Origin of the sequence: Enterobacter sp. RCC_40 (genome assembly GCF_041360735.1) — a bacterium.
Taxonomy (GTDB): Bacteria; Pseudomonadota; Gammaproteobacteria; order Enterobacterales; family Enterobacteriaceae; genus Enterobacter; species Enterobacter ludwigii.
Genome location: NZ_JBFUPR010000001.1, coordinates 933,893 through 951,151, shown reverse-complemented (window position 1 = coordinate 951,151; position 17,259 = coordinate 933,893). Strand labels below are relative to the sequence as shown.

The 17,259-nt window shown below is 57.2% G+C and carries 14 protein-coding genes and 1 pseudogene; 6 read left to right on the top strand and 9 right to left on the bottom strand.

Annotated elements, in window-relative coordinates:
• Window positions 1-54 precede the first annotated feature (54 nt).
• From AB6731_RS04460 to narI, 4 genes are read left to right on the top strand one after another with little or no spacing between them, the layout of a single operon-like run.
• Window positions 55-3,795, top strand: a complete 3,741-nt coding sequence (locus AB6731_RS04460) for a nitrate reductase subunit alpha (RefSeq protein ID WP_371005933.1) — start codon at window positions 55-57, stop codon at window positions 3,793-3,795.
• On the top strand, window positions 3,792-5,336 hold the full coding sequence (gene narH / locus AB6731_RS04455; RefSeq protein ID WP_020884050.1) for a nitrate reductase subunit beta: 1,545 nt from the start codon (window positions 3,792-3,794) through the stop codon (window positions 5,334-5,336). The genes AB6731_RS04460 and narH overlap by 4 nt, the downstream gene beginning before the upstream one ends.
• The gene (gene narW / locus AB6731_RS04450) at window positions 5,336-6,031 is read left to right on the top strand and encodes a nitrate reductase molybdenum cofactor assembly chaperone (protein ID WP_371005932.1); all 696 of its coding nucleotides are present in this window, start codon (window positions 5,336-5,338) and stop codon (window positions 6,029-6,031) included. Before narH ends, narW begins: the two co-directional genes overlap by 1 nt.
• The gene (gene narI, locus AB6731_RS04445) at window positions 6,028-6,708 is read left to right on the top strand and encodes a respiratory nitrate reductase subunit gamma (protein WP_014170231.1); all 681 of its coding nucleotides are present in this window, start codon (window positions 6,028-6,030) and stop codon (window positions 6,706-6,708) included. The genes narW and narI overlap by 4 nt, the downstream gene beginning before the upstream one ends.
• Before the next feature lie 42 nt (window positions 6,709-6,750).
• Here the strand turns inward: narI and nhoA are convergent, their stop codons facing one another.
• Window positions 6,751-7,596, bottom strand: coding sequence for an N-hydroxyarylamine O-acetyltransferase (nhoA, locus tag AB6731_RS04440; RefSeq protein WP_311382605.1), 846 nt, complete (start codon window positions 7,594-7,596; stop codon window positions 6,751-6,753).
• A gap of 143 nt (window positions 7,597-7,739) precedes the next feature.
• On the opposite strand from nhoA, the gene AB6731_RS04435 reads away from it, so the two are divergent.
• The gene (locus AB6731_RS04435) at window positions 7,740-8,315 is read left to right on the top strand and encodes a flavin reductase family protein (RefSeq protein WP_151887462.1); all 576 of its coding nucleotides are present in this window, start codon (window positions 7,740-7,742) and stop codon (window positions 8,313-8,315) included.
• 42 nt (window positions 8,316-8,357) lie between these two features.
• On the opposite strand, the gene fusA is transcribed toward AB6731_RS04435, so the two are convergent.
• Window positions 8,358-10,457, bottom strand: coding sequence for an elongation factor G (fusA, locus tag AB6731_RS04430; RefSeq protein WP_014170234.1), 2,100 nt, complete (start codon window positions 10,455-10,457; stop codon window positions 8,358-8,360).
• A gap of 160 nt (window positions 10,458-10,617) precedes the next feature.
• Between fusA and AB6731_RS04425 the strand changes: the two genes are divergently transcribed.
• On the top strand, window positions 10,618-10,917 hold the full coding sequence (locus AB6731_RS04425) for a helix-turn-helix transcriptional regulator (protein WP_014170235.1): 300 nt from the start codon (window positions 10,618-10,620) through the stop codon (window positions 10,915-10,917).
• 43 nt (window positions 10,918-10,960) lie between these two features.
• On the opposite strand, the gene pptA is transcribed toward AB6731_RS04425, so the two are convergent.
• From pptA to AB6731_RS04390, 7 genes and pseudogenes are all read right to left on the bottom strand, one after another.
• On the bottom strand, window positions 10,961-11,191 hold the full coding sequence (pptA, locus tag AB6731_RS04420; protein ID WP_149376492.1) for a tautomerase PptA: 231 nt from the start codon (window positions 11,189-11,191) through the stop codon (window positions 10,961-10,963).
• Window positions 11,192-11,228: 37 nt separating this feature from the next.
• Window positions 11,229-11,846 carry a glutathione S-transferase family protein gene (locus AB6731_RS04415; RefSeq protein WP_020884044.1) on the bottom strand — a complete coding sequence of 206 codons (618 nt, stop codon included), beginning with the start codon at window positions 11,844-11,846 and terminating at the stop codon, window positions 11,229-11,231.
• Between the two features lie 40 nt (window positions 11,847-11,886).
• Window positions 11,887-12,774, bottom strand: coding sequence for a transporter substrate-binding domain-containing protein (locus tag AB6731_RS04410; RefSeq protein WP_014170238.1), 888 nt, complete (start codon window positions 12,772-12,774; stop codon window positions 11,887-11,889).
• A 9-nt stretch (window positions 12,775-12,783) separates the two neighbouring features.
• Entirely contained in the window at window positions 12,784-13,557 is a 774-nt protein-coding gene (locus AB6731_RS04405; protein ID WP_014170239.1) for an amino acid ABC transporter ATP-binding protein, read from the bottom strand.
• Window positions 13,541-14,467, bottom strand: coding sequence for an amino acid ABC transporter permease (locus tag AB6731_RS04400; RefSeq protein WP_020884042.1), 927 nt, complete (start codon window positions 14,465-14,467; stop codon window positions 13,541-13,543). The genes AB6731_RS04405 and AB6731_RS04400 overlap by 17 nt, the downstream gene beginning before the upstream one ends.
• Before the next feature lie 9 nt (window positions 14,468-14,476).
• The gene (locus AB6731_RS04395) at window positions 14,477-14,986 is read right to left on the bottom strand and encodes a GNAT family N-acetyltransferase (protein WP_020884041.1); all 510 of its coding nucleotides are present in this window, start codon (window positions 14,984-14,986) and stop codon (window positions 14,477-14,479) included.
• Between the two features lie 9 nt (window positions 14,987-14,995).
• A pseudogene (locus AB6731_RS04390) lies at window positions 14,996-17,259 on the bottom strand (NtaA/DmoA family FMN-dependent monooxygenase).

Below are 17,259 nucleotides of genomic sequence, written 5' to 3'. Positions count from 1 at the left end.
CGCCTGAGAGTGGGCAGCCCTCTCCGAAAAGGCTATCGAAGCAGGAGAAATGTCATGAGTAAACTGTTGGATCGCTTTCGCTATTTCAAACAAAAAGGCGACAGCTTCGCCAATGGACACGGGCAGGTGTACAACACCAACCGTGACTGGGAGGACAGCTACCGACAGCGATGGCAGTTCGACAAGATTGTGCGGTCCACCCATGGCGTGAACTGCACGGGCTCCTGTAGCTGGAAAATCTACGTCAAAAACGGCCTGGTTACCTGGGAAACCCAGCAGACCGACTACCCGCGTACCCGCCCCGACCTGCCTAACCACGAGCCGCGCGGCTGCCCGCGTGGTGCAAGTTATTCCTGGTACCTATACAGCGCCAACCGGCTGAAATACCCGCTGGTGCGCCGCACGCTGATCGAACTGTGGCGTGACGCGCTGGCACAACACAGCGATCCGGTGCTGGCCTGGGATGCCATTCAGAACGATCCGCAGAAGAGCCGGAGCTACAAGCAGGCACGCGGACACGGCGGATTTATCCGCTCCAGCTGGAAAGAGCTGAACCAGCTGATTGCTGCCGCCAACGTCTGGACCATTAAACACTACGGTCCCGATCGCGTGGCCGGTTTTTCACCGATTCCGGCGATGTCGATGGTCTCGTATGCCGCCGGGACGCGTTATCTCTCTCTGCTGGGCGGCACCTGTCTCAGCTTTTATGACTGGTATTGCGATTTACCGCCCGCCTCGCCAATGACGTGGGGCGAGCAGACCGACGTGCCGGAATCCGCAGACTGGTACAACTCCAGCTACATCATTGCCTGGGGGTCTAACGTTCCGCAGACGCGTACGCCAGATGCCCACTTCTTTACCGAGGTCCGCTACAAAGGCACCAAAACCGTGGCCATCACCCCGGACTTCTCCGAGGTCGCCAAACTGAGCGATCAGTGGCTGGCACCCAAGCAAGGCACCGACAGCGCGCTGGCGATGGCAATGGGCCACGTGATCCTCAAAGAGTTCCATCTCGACAACCCCAGCGAGTACTTCCTCAACTACTGCCGCCGCTACACCGACATGCCGATGCTGGTGCTGCTGGATGAACAGGCCGATGGCCGCGTGGTGCCGGGGCGGATGCTTCGGGCTTCTGATCTCACGGACGGGCTGGGTGAAGCCAATAATGCTGAGTGGAAAACCGTCGCCTTTGATATCGCCGGCGATCTGGTGGTGCCGAACGGGTCCATTGGTTTCCGCTGGGGCGAAAAAGGCAAATGGAACCTGGCGCCGCTGGCGGCAGATCATGAAACTGAGCTCACCCTCTCGCTGCTGATTACCCACGACAGCGTGGCAGAGGTGGCATTCCCCTATTTTGGCGGCAATGAAAATCCACACTTCCGTAGCGTCAAGCAGGAGCCGGTCCTGACGCGCCGTGTACCGAGTAAAACCCTGACGCTGGCCGATGGCAGCCAGAAACGGGTGGTCAGCGTCTACGATCTGATTCTCGCTAACTACGGCCTCGATCGTGGTCTGGAAGACAGCAACGCGGCGGGCAGCTATGACAAGATCAAAGCTTATACTCCCGCCTGGGGCGAGCAGATCACCGGCGTCCCTGCTTACCTGATAGAGAAAATTGCCCGTGAGTTTGCCGACACGGCGCACAAAACGCACGGCCGGTCGATGATTATCCTCGGTGCCGGGGTGAACCACTGGTACCACATGGACATGAACTACCGCGGGATGATCAACATGCTGGTGTTCTGCGGCTGCGTGGGTCAAAGCGGCGGCGGCTGGTCACACTATGTGGGTCAGGAGAAGTTGCGTCCGCAAACCGGCTGGCTGCCGCTGGCGTTTGCGCTGGACTGGAACCGTCCCCCGCGCCAGATGAACAGTACGTCGTACTTCTACAACCACGCCTGCCAGTGGCGTTATGAGAAACTGACCGCGCAGGAGTTACTCTCTCCGCTGGCGGACGCGACAAAATTCACCGGTCACCTGATCGATTTTAACGTCCGGGCAGAGCGTATGGGCTGGCTTCCCTCGGCACCGCAGCTAAACCTCAATCCGTTGCACATTAAAGCCCGGGCCGACGCCGCCGGCATGACCCCGCAGGAGTACACCGTGCAGGCATTAAAATCGGGCGATATACGTTTCGCCTGCGAACAGCCTGACAACGGTAAAAACCACCCGCGCAATCTGTTTGTCTGGCGGTCTAACCTGCTCGGCTCTTCGGGGAAAGGTCACGAGTACATGCTCAAATACCTGCTCGGTACCGAAAGCGGCATCCAGGGCGAGGATTTAGGGTCGACGGATGACGTTAAGCCCGAAGAGGTGGAGTGGCAAACTCAGGCCATTGAGGGCAAGCTTGACCTGCTGGTGACGCTCGATTTCCGCATGTCCAGCACCTGCCTGTTCTCCGATATCGTGCTGCCCACCGCGACATGGTATGAAAAAGACGACATGAATACGTCGGATATGCATCCGTTTATTCATCCGCTTTCAGCTGCCGTCGACCCGGCCTGGGAATCCCGCAGCGACTGGGAGATCTACAAAGGTATTGCCAGCGTTTTCTCAGAGGTGTGCGTCGGTCATCTTGGCACCGAAACGGACGTGGTACTGCAGCCGCTGCAGCACGACTCCCCGGGGGAACTGTCACAGCCGTTTGATATTCAGGACTGGCGCAAAGGCGAATGCGATCTCATTCCGGGTAAAACGGCGCCGACGATTGCGGTGGTCGAACGGCATTATCCGGAAACCTACGAGCGCTTTACTTCACTCGGCCCGCTGATGGACAAACTTGGCAACGGCGGGAAAGGCATTTCATGGAATACCCAGAGCGAGGTCGATTTCCTCGGCAAGCTGAACTACGTCAAGCTCGATGGCCCGGCAAAAGGACGCCCGCGTATTGAAACGGCGATTGACGCCTCTGAAGTGATCCTCGCCCTCGCCCCTGAAACGAATGGCCAGGTGGCAGTGCGAGCCTGGCAAGCGCTGGGCGAACTGACCGGTCGCGATCACACCCATCTGGCGCTGAACAAAGAAGATGAGAAAATCCGCTTCCGCGATATTCAGGCCCAGCCGCGGAAAATTATCTCCAGCCCCACCTGGTCGGGCCTTGAGAGCGAGCATGTCTCCTATAACGCCGGTTATACCAACGTTCACGAGCTTATTCCCTGGCGCACCCTTTCCGGTCGTCAGCAGCTGTATCAGGACCATCCGTGGATGCGCGCGTTCGGGGAGAGTCTGGTGGCCTATCGCCCACCGATTGATACCCGAAGCGTTAGCCATATGCGCGAAATCCCGCCGAACGGCTTTCCTGAGAAGGCGCTGAACTTCCTGACGCCACACCAGAAATGGGGCATTCACTCGACCTACAGTGAAAACCTGCTGATGCAAACGCTGTCACGCGGGGGACCTATCGTCTGGATCAGCGAAACCGATGCCAGAGAGTTAGGCATTGAGGATAACGACTGGATCGAAGCCTTCAACGCCAACGGGGCCCTGACCGCCCGGGCAGTGGTGAGCCAGCGCGTCCCGCCGGGCATGACCATGATGTACCACGCGCAGGAACGTATCCTGAATATTCCGGGTTCAGAAGTCACCGGCCGTCGCGGCGGGATCCATAACTCGGTGACGCGCGTCTGTCCCAAACCGACACACATGATTGGCGGCTACGCCCAGCTGGCGTACAGCTTCAACTATTACGGCACCGTCGGCTCTAACCGCGACGAGTTCATCATGATCCGCAAAATGAAAAACATTAACTGGCTGGATGGCGAAGGTCGGGATCAGGTACAGGAGGCGAAAAAATGAAAATACGCTCACAGGTTGGAATGGTGCTGAATCTCGACAAATGCATTGGCTGTCACACCTGCTCGGTCACCTGTAAAAACGTCTGGACCGGGCGTGAAGGTATGGAATATGCGTGGTTCAACAACGTCGAAACCAAACCGGGGATTGGCTACCCGAAAAACTGGGAAGATCAGGAGGAGTGGCAAGGCGGCTGGGTACGCGGGATCACCGGCAAGCTGACGCCGCGTCTCGGCGGGCGCGTGGGCGTGCTGTCAAAAATCTTTGCCAACCCGTCCCTGCCCGGCATTGATGATTACTACGAGCCCTTCACGTTTGATTACCAGGATCTGCACCGTGCACCACAAGGCGATCACCTCCCGACGGCCCGCCCGCGCTCGCTGATTAGCGGCAAACGGATGGACAAAATTGTTGGCGGCCCGAACTGGGAAGAACTGCTTGGCGGCGAGTTCGAAAAACGCGCCCGCGACCGCAACTTCGACAAGATCCAGAAGGAGATGTACGGCCAGTTTGAAAACACCTTCATGATGTACCTGCCGCGCCTGTGTGAACACTGCCTGAACCCGAGCTGCGTGGCCACCTGCCCGAGCGGTGCCATCTACAAGCGTGAAGAAGACGGCATTGTGCTGATTGACCAGGACAAATGCCGTGGCTGGCGCATGTGCATCAGCGGTTGCCCGTACAAGAAAATCTACTTCAACTGGAAAAGCGGAAAGTCGGAGAAATGCATCTTCTGCTACCCGCGCATTGAGTCTGGCCAGCCAACCGTCTGTTCGGAGACCTGCGTCGGGCGTATTCGCTATCTGGGCGTGCTGCTGTATGACGCGGATCGCATTGAAGAAGCGGCCAGCACCGAACATGAAACCGACCTCTATGAACGCCAGTGTGACGTATTCCTTGATCCGCATGACCCGGCGGTCATTGAAGAAGCCTTCAAGCAAGGTATTCCGCAGAACGTGATTGACGCCGCCCAGCGTTCCCCGGTTTACAAGATGGCGATGGACTGGAAGCTGGCCCTGCCGCTGCATCCGGAATACCGCACCCTGCCGATGGTCTGGTACGTTCCGCCGCTGTCACCGATCCAGTCTTACGCAGATGCGGGCGGCCTGCCGCTCAACGACGGCGTGTTACCGGCGGTCGAAAGCCTGCGCATACCGGTGCAGTATCTGGCCAACATGCTCAGTGCGGGCGATCCTGCTCCGGTGCTGCGCGCCCTCAAACGCATGATGGCCATGCGTCATTACAAACGCTCTCAGACCGTTGAAGGCGTGACCGATACGCGCGCCATCGAAGAAGTGGGCCTTAGCGTCGAGCAGGTTGAAGAGATGTACCGCTATCTGGCGATTGCCAACTACGAAGATCGTTTCGTGATCCCCACCAGCCACCGCGAAATGGCGCGCGACGCCTTCCCGGAACGCAACGGCTGCGGCTTCTCCTTTGGCGACGGGTGCCACGGTTCCGACACCAAATTCAACCTCTTTAACAGCAGCCGCATTGATGCCATCAACATCACCGAAGTGCGCGACCACGGGGAGGGAGAGTGATGCAGATCCTCAAAATCATCGCCCTGCTGATTGAGTATCCCGATGAAACATTATGGGAAAATCGCGAGGAAGCACTTTCCCTGATAGAACAGAATCTCCCTGCGTTACTGCCCTTTGCCCGCCAGCATCTGGATGCCGCGCTGCTGGATAAGCAGGCCGAATGGTGCGAGGTGTTTGAGCGGGGTCGTGCGACCTCGTTGCTGCTGTTTGAGCACGTTCATGCTGAATCCCGCGATCGCGGTCAGGCGATGGTCGACCTGATGAGCCAGTACGAAAAAGCCGGCCTGCAGCTGGACTGTCGCGAGCTGCCGGACTATCTGCCGCTCTACCTGGAGTATCTCAGCCTCGTCACCGACGACGAGGCCCGCGAAGGGCTACAAAACGTTGCGCCGATCCTGGCGCTGATTGGCGGTCGCCAGAAGCAGCGCGGCGTAGCGCATTATCAGCTGTTCGATGCGCTCCTGACGCTCGCAGGCACGCGTCTGACCAGCGACAGCGTGGCGAAACAGGTTTCCACCGAGAAACGGGATGATACCCGCCAGGCGCTGGACGCCGTCTGGGAAGAGGAACAGGTCAAGTTTATCGAGGACAACGCCACATCGTGTGATACCTCACCGATGCAGCAATATCAACGACGCTTTAGCCAGGACGTTGCCCCGCAGTATGTCGACGTCAGTGCGGGAGGCCCAAAATGATCCAGTTTCTGAACGTCTTTTTCTACGATATTTACCCCTACCTGTGCGGCACGGTTTTTCTGGTGGGAAGCTGGCTGCGTTATGACTACGGGCAGTATACCTGGCGCGCCTCCTCCAGCCAGATGCTGGATAAGCGCGGCATGGTGCTGTGGTCGAATCTGTTCCATATCGGGATCTTGGGGATCTTCTTCGGACATCTTTTCGGGATGCTGACGCCGCACTGGGTTTATTCGTGGTTTCTGCCGATGTCGCAGAAACAGCTGATGGCGATGATTCTGGGCGGCGTTTGCGGCGTGCTCACGCTGGTGGGCGGTGCGGGATTATTGATTCGCCGGCTGACGAACCCCCGTATCCGGGCGACCTCCTCCACGGCAGATATCCTGATCCTCTGCATTTTGCTGGTGCAGTGTATTCTTGGGCTCACCACCATTCCGTTCTCCGCGAAATATCCCGACGGCAGCGAGATGCTCAAGCTGGTAGACTGGGCGCAGTCGGTAGTGACCTTCCGCGGTGGCTCGTCCGAACATCTGGCGGGCGTGGCGTTTATCTTCCGTGTTCATCTGGTGCTGGGCATGACCATTTTCCTGATCTTCCCCTTCACCCGACTGGTGCACGTCTGGAGCGCGCCGGTGGAGTATTTAACACGCAGGTATCAGGTGGTGAGATCGCGCCGCTGAGTGTTACCGGGTGGCGCTACGCCTGAGCGCAGCGCCACCGTTCTATTTCCCGGCCTGAGGATGTGTATCAAACCCGGCCATCACCGCCGTCAGCGCGTCCAGCGAAAACCCGTGTTTTGGATCGTCAACGCCCAGTCCAAACCGTGACTGCATCACCTGATACAGCGCGTTCGCGTCGGGAAGATGGACCTGCTCTTCCGCATGCCCCTTCTGCCAGTGAGTAAAGTTAAAGTTGGTCAGGGTCAGCTTTCCGCCGTCAGGCAGATGGCGACACATCAACAGATGGTGGCGAAAATGGGATTGCGGCCAGTGCGCCGACCAGAAGTTGCCCATCACGTAATCGCTGAAATACTGTGTTGTCAGATCAAAATGGTACATCGACTGCCAGTGATCGTGGTGGCTGAACTGCAGGATCCAGTCGTTGCCCTCGCTCAGCAAACGATACAGCCCGTGGGGTGTTTCCTGCTCCTCGTTGGCGAGCAAACGAATCGGCGCCGTCAGCGTCTGTCCGCCAAAACCGACGTCGGCAATCCAGCGCTCGCCGTTGAGTTCAACCAGCAGCAGACGATGCGTACGCGGCGGCATCTGTGGCGGACTGGCTAAGACCACGCGGCCCAGCACGCTGCGAACCGTAAAGCCCACTTCACGCAAAACGCGTTCGAACAGGCCGTTCTGCTCAAAGCAATAGCCTCCACGACGCGCCGTCACCAGTTTGTCGACCAGGCACTGATCTTCCAGATGGATTTCGCGCGGCATCACGACGTCAATATTCTCGAAGGGGATCGCGCAGTTGTGGTTTAAATGCAGCGCCCGCAGGGTGTCGATGTCAACCTGAACAGGCTGTTGCCAGCCCGTACGGGCAAAATAAGCACTCAGAAATGGGGACATGATTCGCTTCCATGATGTGATGTTCCCTGTTTATAAACTATTTTCCGGCCTCCATATGCGCAAAAGTGCTTTTTGCGGGTGCATCTTGATTTCGGCTACCCATCAGACGTTTAATGCCAGCATACCTGCTGAGAGGAATGTTCATGAGCGCGTTTCGTCCCGTTGAATTAAAGCATGCCAGCCGTCTGCTGAACCATGGCCCTACGGTACTGATTACCAGCCGCGATGAGTCTATCGACCGTCGTAACGTCATGGCTGCGGCCTGGTCGATGCCGGTGGAGTTTGAGCCACCGCGTATCGCAATTGTGGTGGACAAAAGCACCTGGTCGCGCGAACTGATTGAGCGCAGCGGGAAGTTCGGCATCGTCATCCCCGGTGCGGCAGCGGCTAACTGGACTTACGCCGTCGGCAGCGTGAGCGGGCGCGACGAAGACAAGTTCAACTGCTACGGGATCCCGGTTGTGCAAGGTCCGGTACTCGGCCTGCCGGTAATTGAAGAGAAATGCCTGGCGTGGATGGAGTGTCGTTTACTCCCGGTTACCGCAGCCGCAGAAAAATACGATACGCTGTTTGGTGAGGTTGTTTCGGCAGCCGCAGATGAACGCGCGTTTGTCGCCGGACGCTGGCAGTTTGACGGCGATAAGCTGAACACCCTGCATCATCTGGGGGCCGGGACGTTTGTGACCAGTGGGAAAATGGTAAAGGCGCTGGAAAAATAGCCTATAAAAAAAGCCCTCTCCGCGAGGGAAAGGGCTTTTAAATTACTTCGCGCGCCGTGCAATAATTTCATCCGCAACATTACGCGGTGCTTCCGCGAAATGATGGAATTCCATCGTGTAGGTCGCGCGGCCTTGCGACATCGAACGCAGCGTCGTGGCATAGCCAAACATCTCCGCCAACGGCACATCCGCGCGAATAATCTGGCTACCGTACTGCTCTTCCATTCCCTGCACCATGCCGCGGCGGGAAGAGAGATCGCCCATGATGTTGCCGGCGTACTCTTCCGGTGTTTCCACCTCGACATGCATGACCGGTTCAAGAATCACCGGGTCCGCTTTGCGAGCGCCCTCTTTAAAGCCGAGGATCGCCGCCATGCGGAACGCCATTTCCGAGGAGTCGACCTCGTGATAGGAGCCAAACGTCAGGGTCGCTTTCACATCGACAACCGGATACCCCGCCAGGACACCGCTGTTCATGGCTTCGCGCAGGCCTTTCTCCACAGACGGAATATACTCGCGCGGGACAACGCCGCCCTTGGTGGCATCTTCAAACACAAAACCACTGCCAGGCTCTAACGGCGCCAGACTGAGCACCACATGGCCGTACTGCCCTTTACCGCCGGACTGTCGGACAAATTTCCCTTCGATATCCTTCACCGCTTTACGCAGGGTTTCACGGTACGTGACCTGTGGGCGACCAATGTTCGCCTCAACGCCGAACTCACGCCGCATGCGGTCAACGATAATCTCAAGATGTAACTCACCCATCCCGGAGATAATTGTCTGGCCGGACTCTTCATCGGTGTGCAGACGAAACGAAGGGTCTTCCGCTGCCAGGCGCTGCAATGCAATGCCCATTTTCTCCTGATCGCCTTTGGTTTTCGGCTCTATCGCAAGCGAGATAACCGGGTCCGGAAACTCCATCCGTTCCAGCGTGATGACGGCATTCGGGTCGGTGAGCGTGTCACCGGTTGTCACATCTTTCAACCCAACGCAGGCCGCGATATCGCCCGCGCGCAGCTCATCCACTTCGTGGCGATCGTTAGCATGCATCAGCACGATGCGCCCAATTCGCTCTTTCTTCCCTTTCACCGGGTTGAACACCGCGTCGCCTTTGCGCAGCACGCCAGAGTAAACGCGGATAAAGGTCAGCTGTCCGACGTACGGGTCGCTCATCAGTTTAAAGGCCAGCGCAGAGAACGGCTCGTTGTCGTCTGGATGACGCTCGGCATGCTGCCCATTCTCATCCACACCATCAATGGCGGGCACGTCCAGAGGCGACGGCATCAGTTCAATGACCGCATCGAGCATGCGTTGCACGCCTTTATTTTTAAACGCGCTGCCGCACAGCATCGGCTGGATTTCACCGGAGATGGTCCGCATACGCAGCCCCCTGATGATTTCCGCTTCCTCTAAATCACCCGTTTCCAGGTATTTATCCATCAGCTCATCGCTGGCTTCCGCCGCCGCAGAGACCATTTTTTCCCGCCATTCCTGCGCTGTACTCACTACGTCATCCGGCACAGGAGCATAGGTAAACACCATGCCCTGGGTGGCATCGTCCCACAAAATGGTACGCATTTTGATGAGATCCACCACGCCGGTGAAGTGTTCTTCTGCCCCCACCGGAATAACAATCGGGACCGGATTCGCTTTCAGACGCTCCTGCATCATTCGCACGACGCGGAAGAAGTCCGCACCCGGGCGGTCCATTTTGTTGACGAAGGCCAGCCGCGGGACATGATATTTGTTCGCCTGACGCCAGACGGTTTCCGACTGCGGCTGCACGCCACCGACGGAGTCATACACCATGACAGCGCCGTCGAGTACACGCATGGAACGTTCCACCTCAATGGTGAAATCCACGTGGCCCGGGGTGTCGATAATGTTGATCCGGTGCGGTTCAAAGCCCCGGTCCATACCTGGCCAGAAACAGCTGACTGCCGCAGAGGTAATGGTTATCCCGCGCTCTTGCTCCTGTGCCATCCAGTCGGTAGTTGCCGCGCCATCGTGTACTTCACCCAGTTTGTGGCTCATACCGGTATAAAACAGGATGCGCTCGGTGGTGGTCGTTTTACCGGCATCGATATGCGCGGAGATACCGATGTTGCGATAACGTTCGAGAGGGATGGGTCGGGGCATAATATTTCCTTAGTCATTAAGACTGCGTTGTGACGACCGGGATGGTCGCGTGTTCGTTCGTTTGCTATAATAGTCCTATTGTACGAGTATTATCGAACTATTTTTTTACGGTTGACCTATTGTTGATATAGCTCAATCTGACACCAGACGCAGGAAAACGATGATCCCGAACCACCCTGAAACTGAACAAATACTGCTGGAAAATGTGCTTTTTGCCCTCGGTAACCCGCTACGGCTGTCGATTATCCGCAGGCTGGCCGATGGCAGCGAACTGAGCTGTAACGCGCTGCGCCCGGACGAGGTGGTGAAATCGACGATGACCCATCACTGGCGCGTCTTGCGCGACAGCGGCGTGATTTGGCAGCGCCCGCAGGGACGAGAAAATATGATTTCACTGCGCAGGGACGATCTTGATGCCCGCTTTCCGGGGCTGATGGCAATATTGCTGCAGACGAAGTAACGCGTGTGTCGTGTCGGGCGACTCCGCGCCGCCCGACCCTCTCTCACATTGAATAGCCGGGTTTCTTAATTAAGTGATCCAGGTTGGGTTCAATTTCGGTCTCCCAGACCTGCGCTTTCCAGTCGGCTTCCTGCACTTCATTCAGGGCGACCGAAATAGAGCGATCTTTACTGTTCAGATGACGGGTAATCACCTCGGCAATATCCGCCGCCAGCGCGGTTTTTTGGTCGTCGTTCAAATCACGGGGAAAACATTTGATATCTACGTGTGGCATATGCAGGCTTCCAGTTATGAATGTGAGTTCCACGTTATCAGATTATCTCGTTTGCCTTTAACACCTTGTGCAGTTCCGCCAGCTGGCACACGGTATCCGCAATCGCCGTTATCTTCGGCGTATTCGCCGCAAACCATGCATGGCGAGGCCCCCAGGTGCGTGCAACCGTGATGTAGACGTCAAGCAGCGTCAGCCGTTCCCCGAGTGCAAAAGGGGTAGCACTGAGCTGGCTGTCAAACCACAGATAGAGTGATTTTCGGTATTCAATACAGCTGTTTTTCAACTGCTCCGGCGCATCCGGCACCCAGCGTTCGGGGTAGTCAGCGTAGGTAAAGGTGGGATAAACGTTCGCAACAAACCAGATGAGCAACCGCTGAAACTGCTGCCGCTCAGCCTGGCCGACGGCAGGCGCAAGATCGGGACATCTGTCCAGTACCATCAGGGCAATCGCCGCCGTTTCGGTCATGATCGCCCCGTTTTCCAGTTCCAGCGTGGGTACCTGACACAGCGGATTGCGTGCTTTCAGCAACTCACGCTGCGGGCCGGGCTGGTCGAACCCGTCCACGTTGATAAATTGATAAGGGATGTCTGCCAGAGTCAGCATCACTTCACTGATTGCCGATCCCCAGCCGGGTACGCCATAGAGTTTAATCATGTTGCCCCCTCCGGGATGAAAACCCTAAGTGTAGACACGACTAATAGGTTATCCCAGGCGGGTTCACGTCGGATTGCGTCACCGCTTCGCCCTCTTCTCCCCAGCGTGCCAGCACCCGCTGGTACTCTCCACGCGTAATAGCGCCCTCCAGCGCAGCCTGCAAAGCATAAACCAGCCCATTGCCTTTTTTGGTCGTCGTGGCGACATAGGCTCTCTTCGGCCCGAGACCCACTACGCGCGTTTTGCCGGTCAACGCCGCTTTATAGGCGGATACGGATTGAGGTCCGAAGAACACATCCGCCCTGCCGGACTGAATATAGAGGTTGCCGGAAGCATCATCGGTCAGATAGACCGGCAGCGCAGGCTCACGACCGGCTTTTTTGTTCTCTTCATTCCAGCCCAGCAGAATGCGCTCCTGATTGGTCCCGGAACCCACAATCACCTTTTTGCCTGCCAGATCTTTTGCGCTGTTAATCGCCTGGACCGCGCTGGTGGATTTCACGGAAAACGCCAGCGAGTCGACGCGATAGGTCGCAAAATCAAATTTCTCTTTTCGCTGTTCGGTCACCGCAATATTCACCAGCGCCACGTCATAGCGTCCGGAGCTGATCCCCAGCGGCCAGTCTTCCCAGGCCGTGGGAACCAGCTTCAGCTTTAACCCCAGACTGCCCGCGAGCAAGCGGGCAATATCCGGATCGCTGCCAATCCGCGTCCGGTTATCGCTGGCAAGCAGCGCCAGCGGTGGAGAGTTGAGCGCTGAGATCGCTACCGTGAGCGTGCCCGGCTCAACAAATTTATAGTTCGCGGGGATCTTCGCGACGGCCTGCCGATCTACCGTCACCGGCAGCGGCTGCTCGTTGGCGTGTAAATCGATACCCGCATGGCTCGCGGTCGTAAAAGCCAGACCGGCCAGAAAAGCATATTTCATCTGCACTCCTTACAGCACTTTTGACAGGAACTGGCGCGTTCGCGGGTGCGACGGACGGGTTAATACGTCGTCACTGCTGCCCTGCTCCACAATTTTACCGTCGACCATAAAGACCACCTGATCCGCCACTTCCCGGGCAAAGCCGATCTCGTGGGTGACCACCACCAGCGTGGTACCCGAGCGGGCGAGCTTTTTAATCACATCCAGCACTTCGCCAACCAGTTCCGGGTCGAGCGCTGAAGTGGGCTCATCAAACAGCATTACCCGGGGACGTAACGCCAGCGCGCGGGCAATGGCAATACGCTGCTGTTGGCCACCGGAGAGATGGCGCGACCAGGCGTCGGCTTTATCGCGCAGCCCGACCACATCCAGCAGGCTGTATGCCCTTTCAACGGCTTCTTTCTTACTCAGTTTTTTATGGGCGATGGGCGCTTCAATCAGGTTTTCCAGCACCGTGAGATGCGGAAAGAGATTAAAGTTCTGGAAGACATAGCCCACATTGACGCGCTGTTTGAGGATCTCTTTCTCTTTCAGCTCGTAGAGTTTGTCCCCCTGACGGCGGTAACCGATGTAATCACCGTCAATCTGGATAAACCCTTCGTCGACGCGTTCCAGATGGTTAATGGTGCGCAGAAGCGTCGATTTACCCGATCCGGAAGGCCCGAGGATCACCGTTACCGATCCGGGCGGGATCTCCAGCGAGACGTTATCAAGCGCTTTATGGCGGCCAAAAAACTTACTGACGCCGGTAATCGAAATATGCCCTTCAGGAGAGGTTTGCATGGACGGGCTCCTGTACTGATGCGGTGGATACGGAACGGACGCGACTGGCTACCCGGTTTTGATTAACGGCTGAACGACGTTCGCTGCGGGCAAGCCCGCGCTCCACAACATGCTGAATGGCAGACAACACGGTGGTAATCACCAGATACCAGACCGCACCGACCATCAGCAGCGGGATCACCTCCTGCGTGCGGTTATAGATCATCTGAATGGTATAGAAGAGTTCCGGCATCGCCAGGACATACACCATCGCCGTGCCTTTCGCGAGACTGATAATTTCATTAAATCCGGACGGCAAAATCGTGCGTAGCGCCTGCGGCAAAATGATACGCACCGTACGACGCCAGGCGGGCAGACCGAGTGCCGCCGCCGCTTCATACTGACCATGATCCACCCCCAGAAAACCGCCGCGAATGATCTCGGCGGTATACGCGCTCTGAACCAGCGTCAGTCCCACCACGGCGGTGGAAAACTGTCCCAGCACGTTGATGGTTTCGAAGCGACCCCAGGTAATGGCGGTGAAGGGTACGCCGAGCGAGAGCGTGTCGTAGAGATAGGAAAAGTTATAGAGAATGATCAGAACCACAATCAGCGGCAACGAACGAAACAGCCAGATATATCCCCAGGCCAGGCTGCTCAGCAGCCAGGATGAAGAGAGTCTCGCCAGCGCCAGCAGGCCGCCAATGACCACGCTCAGCGCAGTGCCGATCAGGGTCAACAGCAATGTCTGCCCTACGCCTTCAAGGATAACCGGATCAAAGAACCAGCGGGCAAAAACAGACCACTCCCAGCGCGGGTTAAAGGCCACGGACTGAATGACCACCGCAAGCACAAACAGCGCCACCACGGCACCGACAGTCCGCAGCGGATAACGCGCCGGGACCACCTTAATGGTTTCAACGTTGCTCATTGTCATTCCTCATGCTGTTTTACTGAACGCTTCACTGATCAGCGTTTTGGTGAAACGCAGCCGGCCATCAAACGGCGGCTGGCTGTACTCTTCCGGATCGCGGTTCAGATCGAACTGCGGCTGATAGCCCTGGCTGATATAGAGCCTGACCGCCTCCGGCTGACGAAAACCGGTGGTGAGGTAGATCTGGCTGTAACCGGCCTGTACCGCCCGGCGCTCCAGCTCCTGGACGACGCGGGCCGCCAGACCCTGTTGACGCAGCGCCTTGTGCGTCCAGATTCGTTTGATTTCAGCGGTGCGTTCATCAAACGGTTTATACGCGCCGGTGGCGATGATGTCGCCGTCACGCTCAAGGACAATAAACAGCCCCTGCGGGGCCAGGTACCACTCCGTGAGCTCCACTTCCGCGTCTTTAGAGAAGTAGTCGCCATAGCGGGCGGCATATTCACCGAATAATCCGTCGATAATGGGCTGAAGATCGGCGTCTTCCGGTGACACGTCCCGAAATTGCTCGCGCATAGCGCCTCCTTAGTCACCCAGTCCTGCCGGGTTCACTTCTGATTGAGGGATACGTTCTACCCCTTCCCCCCAGCGGTTCAGCACTTTGTCGTAATCGCCGTTTTTGATGACCCCGTTAAGTGCAGTCTGTACCGGCTCGACCAGGCCGGTGCCTTTTTTCAGCGTCACCGCAATGTGCGCCGCCTTCGGCCAGCCGCCGTCGACAATCCCAACCCGTTTCGTTTTCCCGGTCAGCGCCGCTTTCCATGCGCCAGTCACGTTCGGGCCAAAGAACGCATCTGCGCGACCTGACTGGAGAGACAGGGTTTGTGATGCATCGTCTTTGGTGTAGATCGGGGTAAACGGCTTCAGGCCTTTCTTCACGTTCTCCGCATTCCACGCCAGCAGGATAGCCTCCTGGTTGGTCCCGGAACCTACGATGATGCGCAGCCCGGCGATGTCCTCCGCCTTCTGCAGCGAGGTAATCGGGCTGGTCGATTTCACATAGAAGCCGAGGGAATCTTTACGGTAAGTGGCAAAATCAAACTTCTCTTTGCGTTCTCTGGTCACGGTGATGTTGCTGATCGCCGCATCGTATTTCCCGGAGGCGACGCCGAGAGGCCAGTCCTCCCAGGAGGTTGGCACCACATTCAGCTCCAGCCCAAGGCTGTCGGCCACCAGACGGGCAACGTCCACCTCGCTTCCGAGCAGCGTTTTATTGTCGTCGGAAAAAACGGTCAGCGGCGGTGAGTTAAGCGCGGCAACCGCCACGGTGAATTTGCCCGGCACGGCGAAGCGATAATCTTTCGGCAGTTGCGCGATGGCGTCGCTGTTTTTGGCGGTGTTGACGGGCGTTTTGTTGGCTTCCAGGCTCACGCCAGTGCCATTAATGTTCACATTCTCTGCCCAGACGGCAGGGGAAAAGGCCAGCGCAAGCGCCAGAATAAGCGATGATTTCTGCATAGCGAGGTTCTCTATTATTGTTGTGTGAACTGGTTTTGCGGTTCGTCTAAACCCAGACTGTCGCGCAGCGTAGTGCCGGGATAGTCGGTGCGGAATAACCCGCGGGCCTGTAACACCGGGACAACCTGGTCAACAAAACGCGGGAACGTGTCCGGCGTTCCACCCTGAATGATGAAACCGTCCGCGGCGAATGACTCAAACCAGCCCTGCAGACCGTCTGCCACCTGCTCCGGCGTACCGGAAAAGCGCGGGCGCGGGGATGCCGCTTCGAGTGCAACCTGACGCAGGGTTAAGTTGCGTTCGCGAGCATTACGCTTAATTTCATCGGTCGTGCTGCGAAAACTGTTTTTACCCAGTTCACCGATGTCCGGGAACGGCTCGTCGAGCGGGTACTGGCTGAAATCGTGATGTTCGAAATAACGGCCGAGGTAATTCAGGGCATCGTTAATCGACACCAGAGCCGCGGTTGTCTGATACTGGTTCTCCACGTCCTCCGCGTCTTTGCCAACAATCACGCTGACGCCCTGAAAAATATGTAAGTCCGATGCCCTGCGGCCATTCGATTCAAGCTGGTGTTTCACGTCGCGATAAAACGCTTTGGCTTCCTCTAACGTTTCATGATGGGTAAAAATGGCGTCCGCATGTTTCGCAGCCAGTTTTTTTCCGTCATCCGATGCACCTGCCTGAAAGACAATCGGGCGTCCCTGCGGCGTGCGGCCAATATTGAGCGGACCGGCCACCTGGAAGAAATCGCCGTGGTGATCAAGCGTATGCAGTTTTGCCGGGTCAAAGAACTGGCCGCTCTCTTTGTTGCGCACAAAGGCATCCCCCTCCCAGGAATCCCAGAGTCCTTTCACCACGTCGAGGTATTCATCCGCTATCCGGTAGCGCAGCGCATGTTCAGGGTGTTTCTCGCGCGAGAAGTTTTTCGCCGATCCCTCGAGCGGTGAGGTCACCACGTTCCAGCCTGCGCGTCCGTTGCTCAAATGATCCAGGCTGGCAAACTGGCGCGCCACGGTAAACGGTTCGCTGTAGGAGGTCGATAAGGTACCGACCAGACCGAGGCGCGAGGTCAGACTTGCCAGTGCGGACAAGACCGTTAACGGCTCAAACCGGTTTAAGAAATGCGGGATGGATTTCTCGTTAATATAGAGGCCGTCGGCGACGAATAAAAAATCAAGCTTCCCCTCTTCGGCTTTTAACGCCGTGGCTTTTACAAAATCAAAATTAATGCTGGCATCGGCGACCGCCGCCGGATGACGCCAGGCAGACATGTTCCCGGAAGCACCATGCAAAATGGTTCCCAGCCGCAATTGTCGGGTTGCAGACAT

Excerpts from the sequence above, each read along its gene's own strand:
- AB6731_RS04460 (WP_371005933.1), top strand. The coding sequence starts at position 55 with ATGAGTAAACTGTTGGATCGCTTTCGCTATTTCAAACAAAAAGGCGAC.
- narH (WP_020884050.1), top strand. The coding sequence starts at position 3,792 with ATGAAAATACGCTCACAGGTTGGAATGGTGCTGAATCTCGACAAATGC.
- narW (WP_371005932.1), top strand. The coding sequence starts at position 5,336 with ATGCAGATCCTCAAAATCATCGCCCTGCTGATTGAGTATCCCGATGAA.
- narI (WP_014170231.1), top strand. The coding sequence starts at position 6,028 with ATGATCCAGTTTCTGAACGTCTTTTTCTACGATATTTACCCCTACCTG.
- nhoA (WP_311382605.1), bottom strand. The coding sequence starts at position 7,596 with ATGTCCCCATTTCTGAGTGCTTATTTTGCCCGTACGGGCTGGCAACAG.
- AB6731_RS04435 (WP_151887462.1), top strand. The coding sequence starts at position 7,740 with ATGAGCGCGTTTCGTCCCGTTGAATTAAAGCATGCCAGCCGTCTGCTG.
- fusA (WP_014170234.1), bottom strand. The coding sequence starts at position 10,457 with ATGCCCCGACCCATCCCTCTCGAACGTTATCGCAACATCGGTATCTCC.
- AB6731_RS04425 (WP_014170235.1), top strand. The coding sequence starts at position 10,618 with ATGATCCCGAACCACCCTGAAACTGAACAAATACTGCTGGAAAATGTG.
- pptA (WP_149376492.1), bottom strand. The coding sequence starts at position 11,191 with ATGCCACACGTAGATATCAAATGTTTTCCCCGTGATTTGAACGACGAC.
- AB6731_RS04415 (WP_020884044.1), bottom strand. The coding sequence starts at position 11,846 with ATGATTAAACTCTATGGCGTACCCGGCTGGGGATCGGCAATCAGTGAA.
- AB6731_RS04410 (WP_014170238.1), bottom strand. The coding sequence starts at position 12,774 with ATGAAATATGCTTTTCTGGCCGGTCTGGCTTTTACGACCGCGAGCCAT.
- AB6731_RS04405 (WP_014170239.1), bottom strand. The coding sequence starts at position 13,557 with ATGCAAACCTCTCCTGAAGGGCATATTTCGATTACCGGCGTCAGTAAG.
- AB6731_RS04400 (WP_020884042.1), bottom strand. The coding sequence starts at position 14,467 with ATGAGCAACGTTGAAACCATTAAGGTGGTCCCGGCGCGTTATCCGCTG.
- AB6731_RS04395 (WP_020884041.1), bottom strand. The coding sequence starts at position 14,986 with ATGCGCGAGCAATTTCGGGACGTGTCACCGGAAGACGCCGATCTTCAG.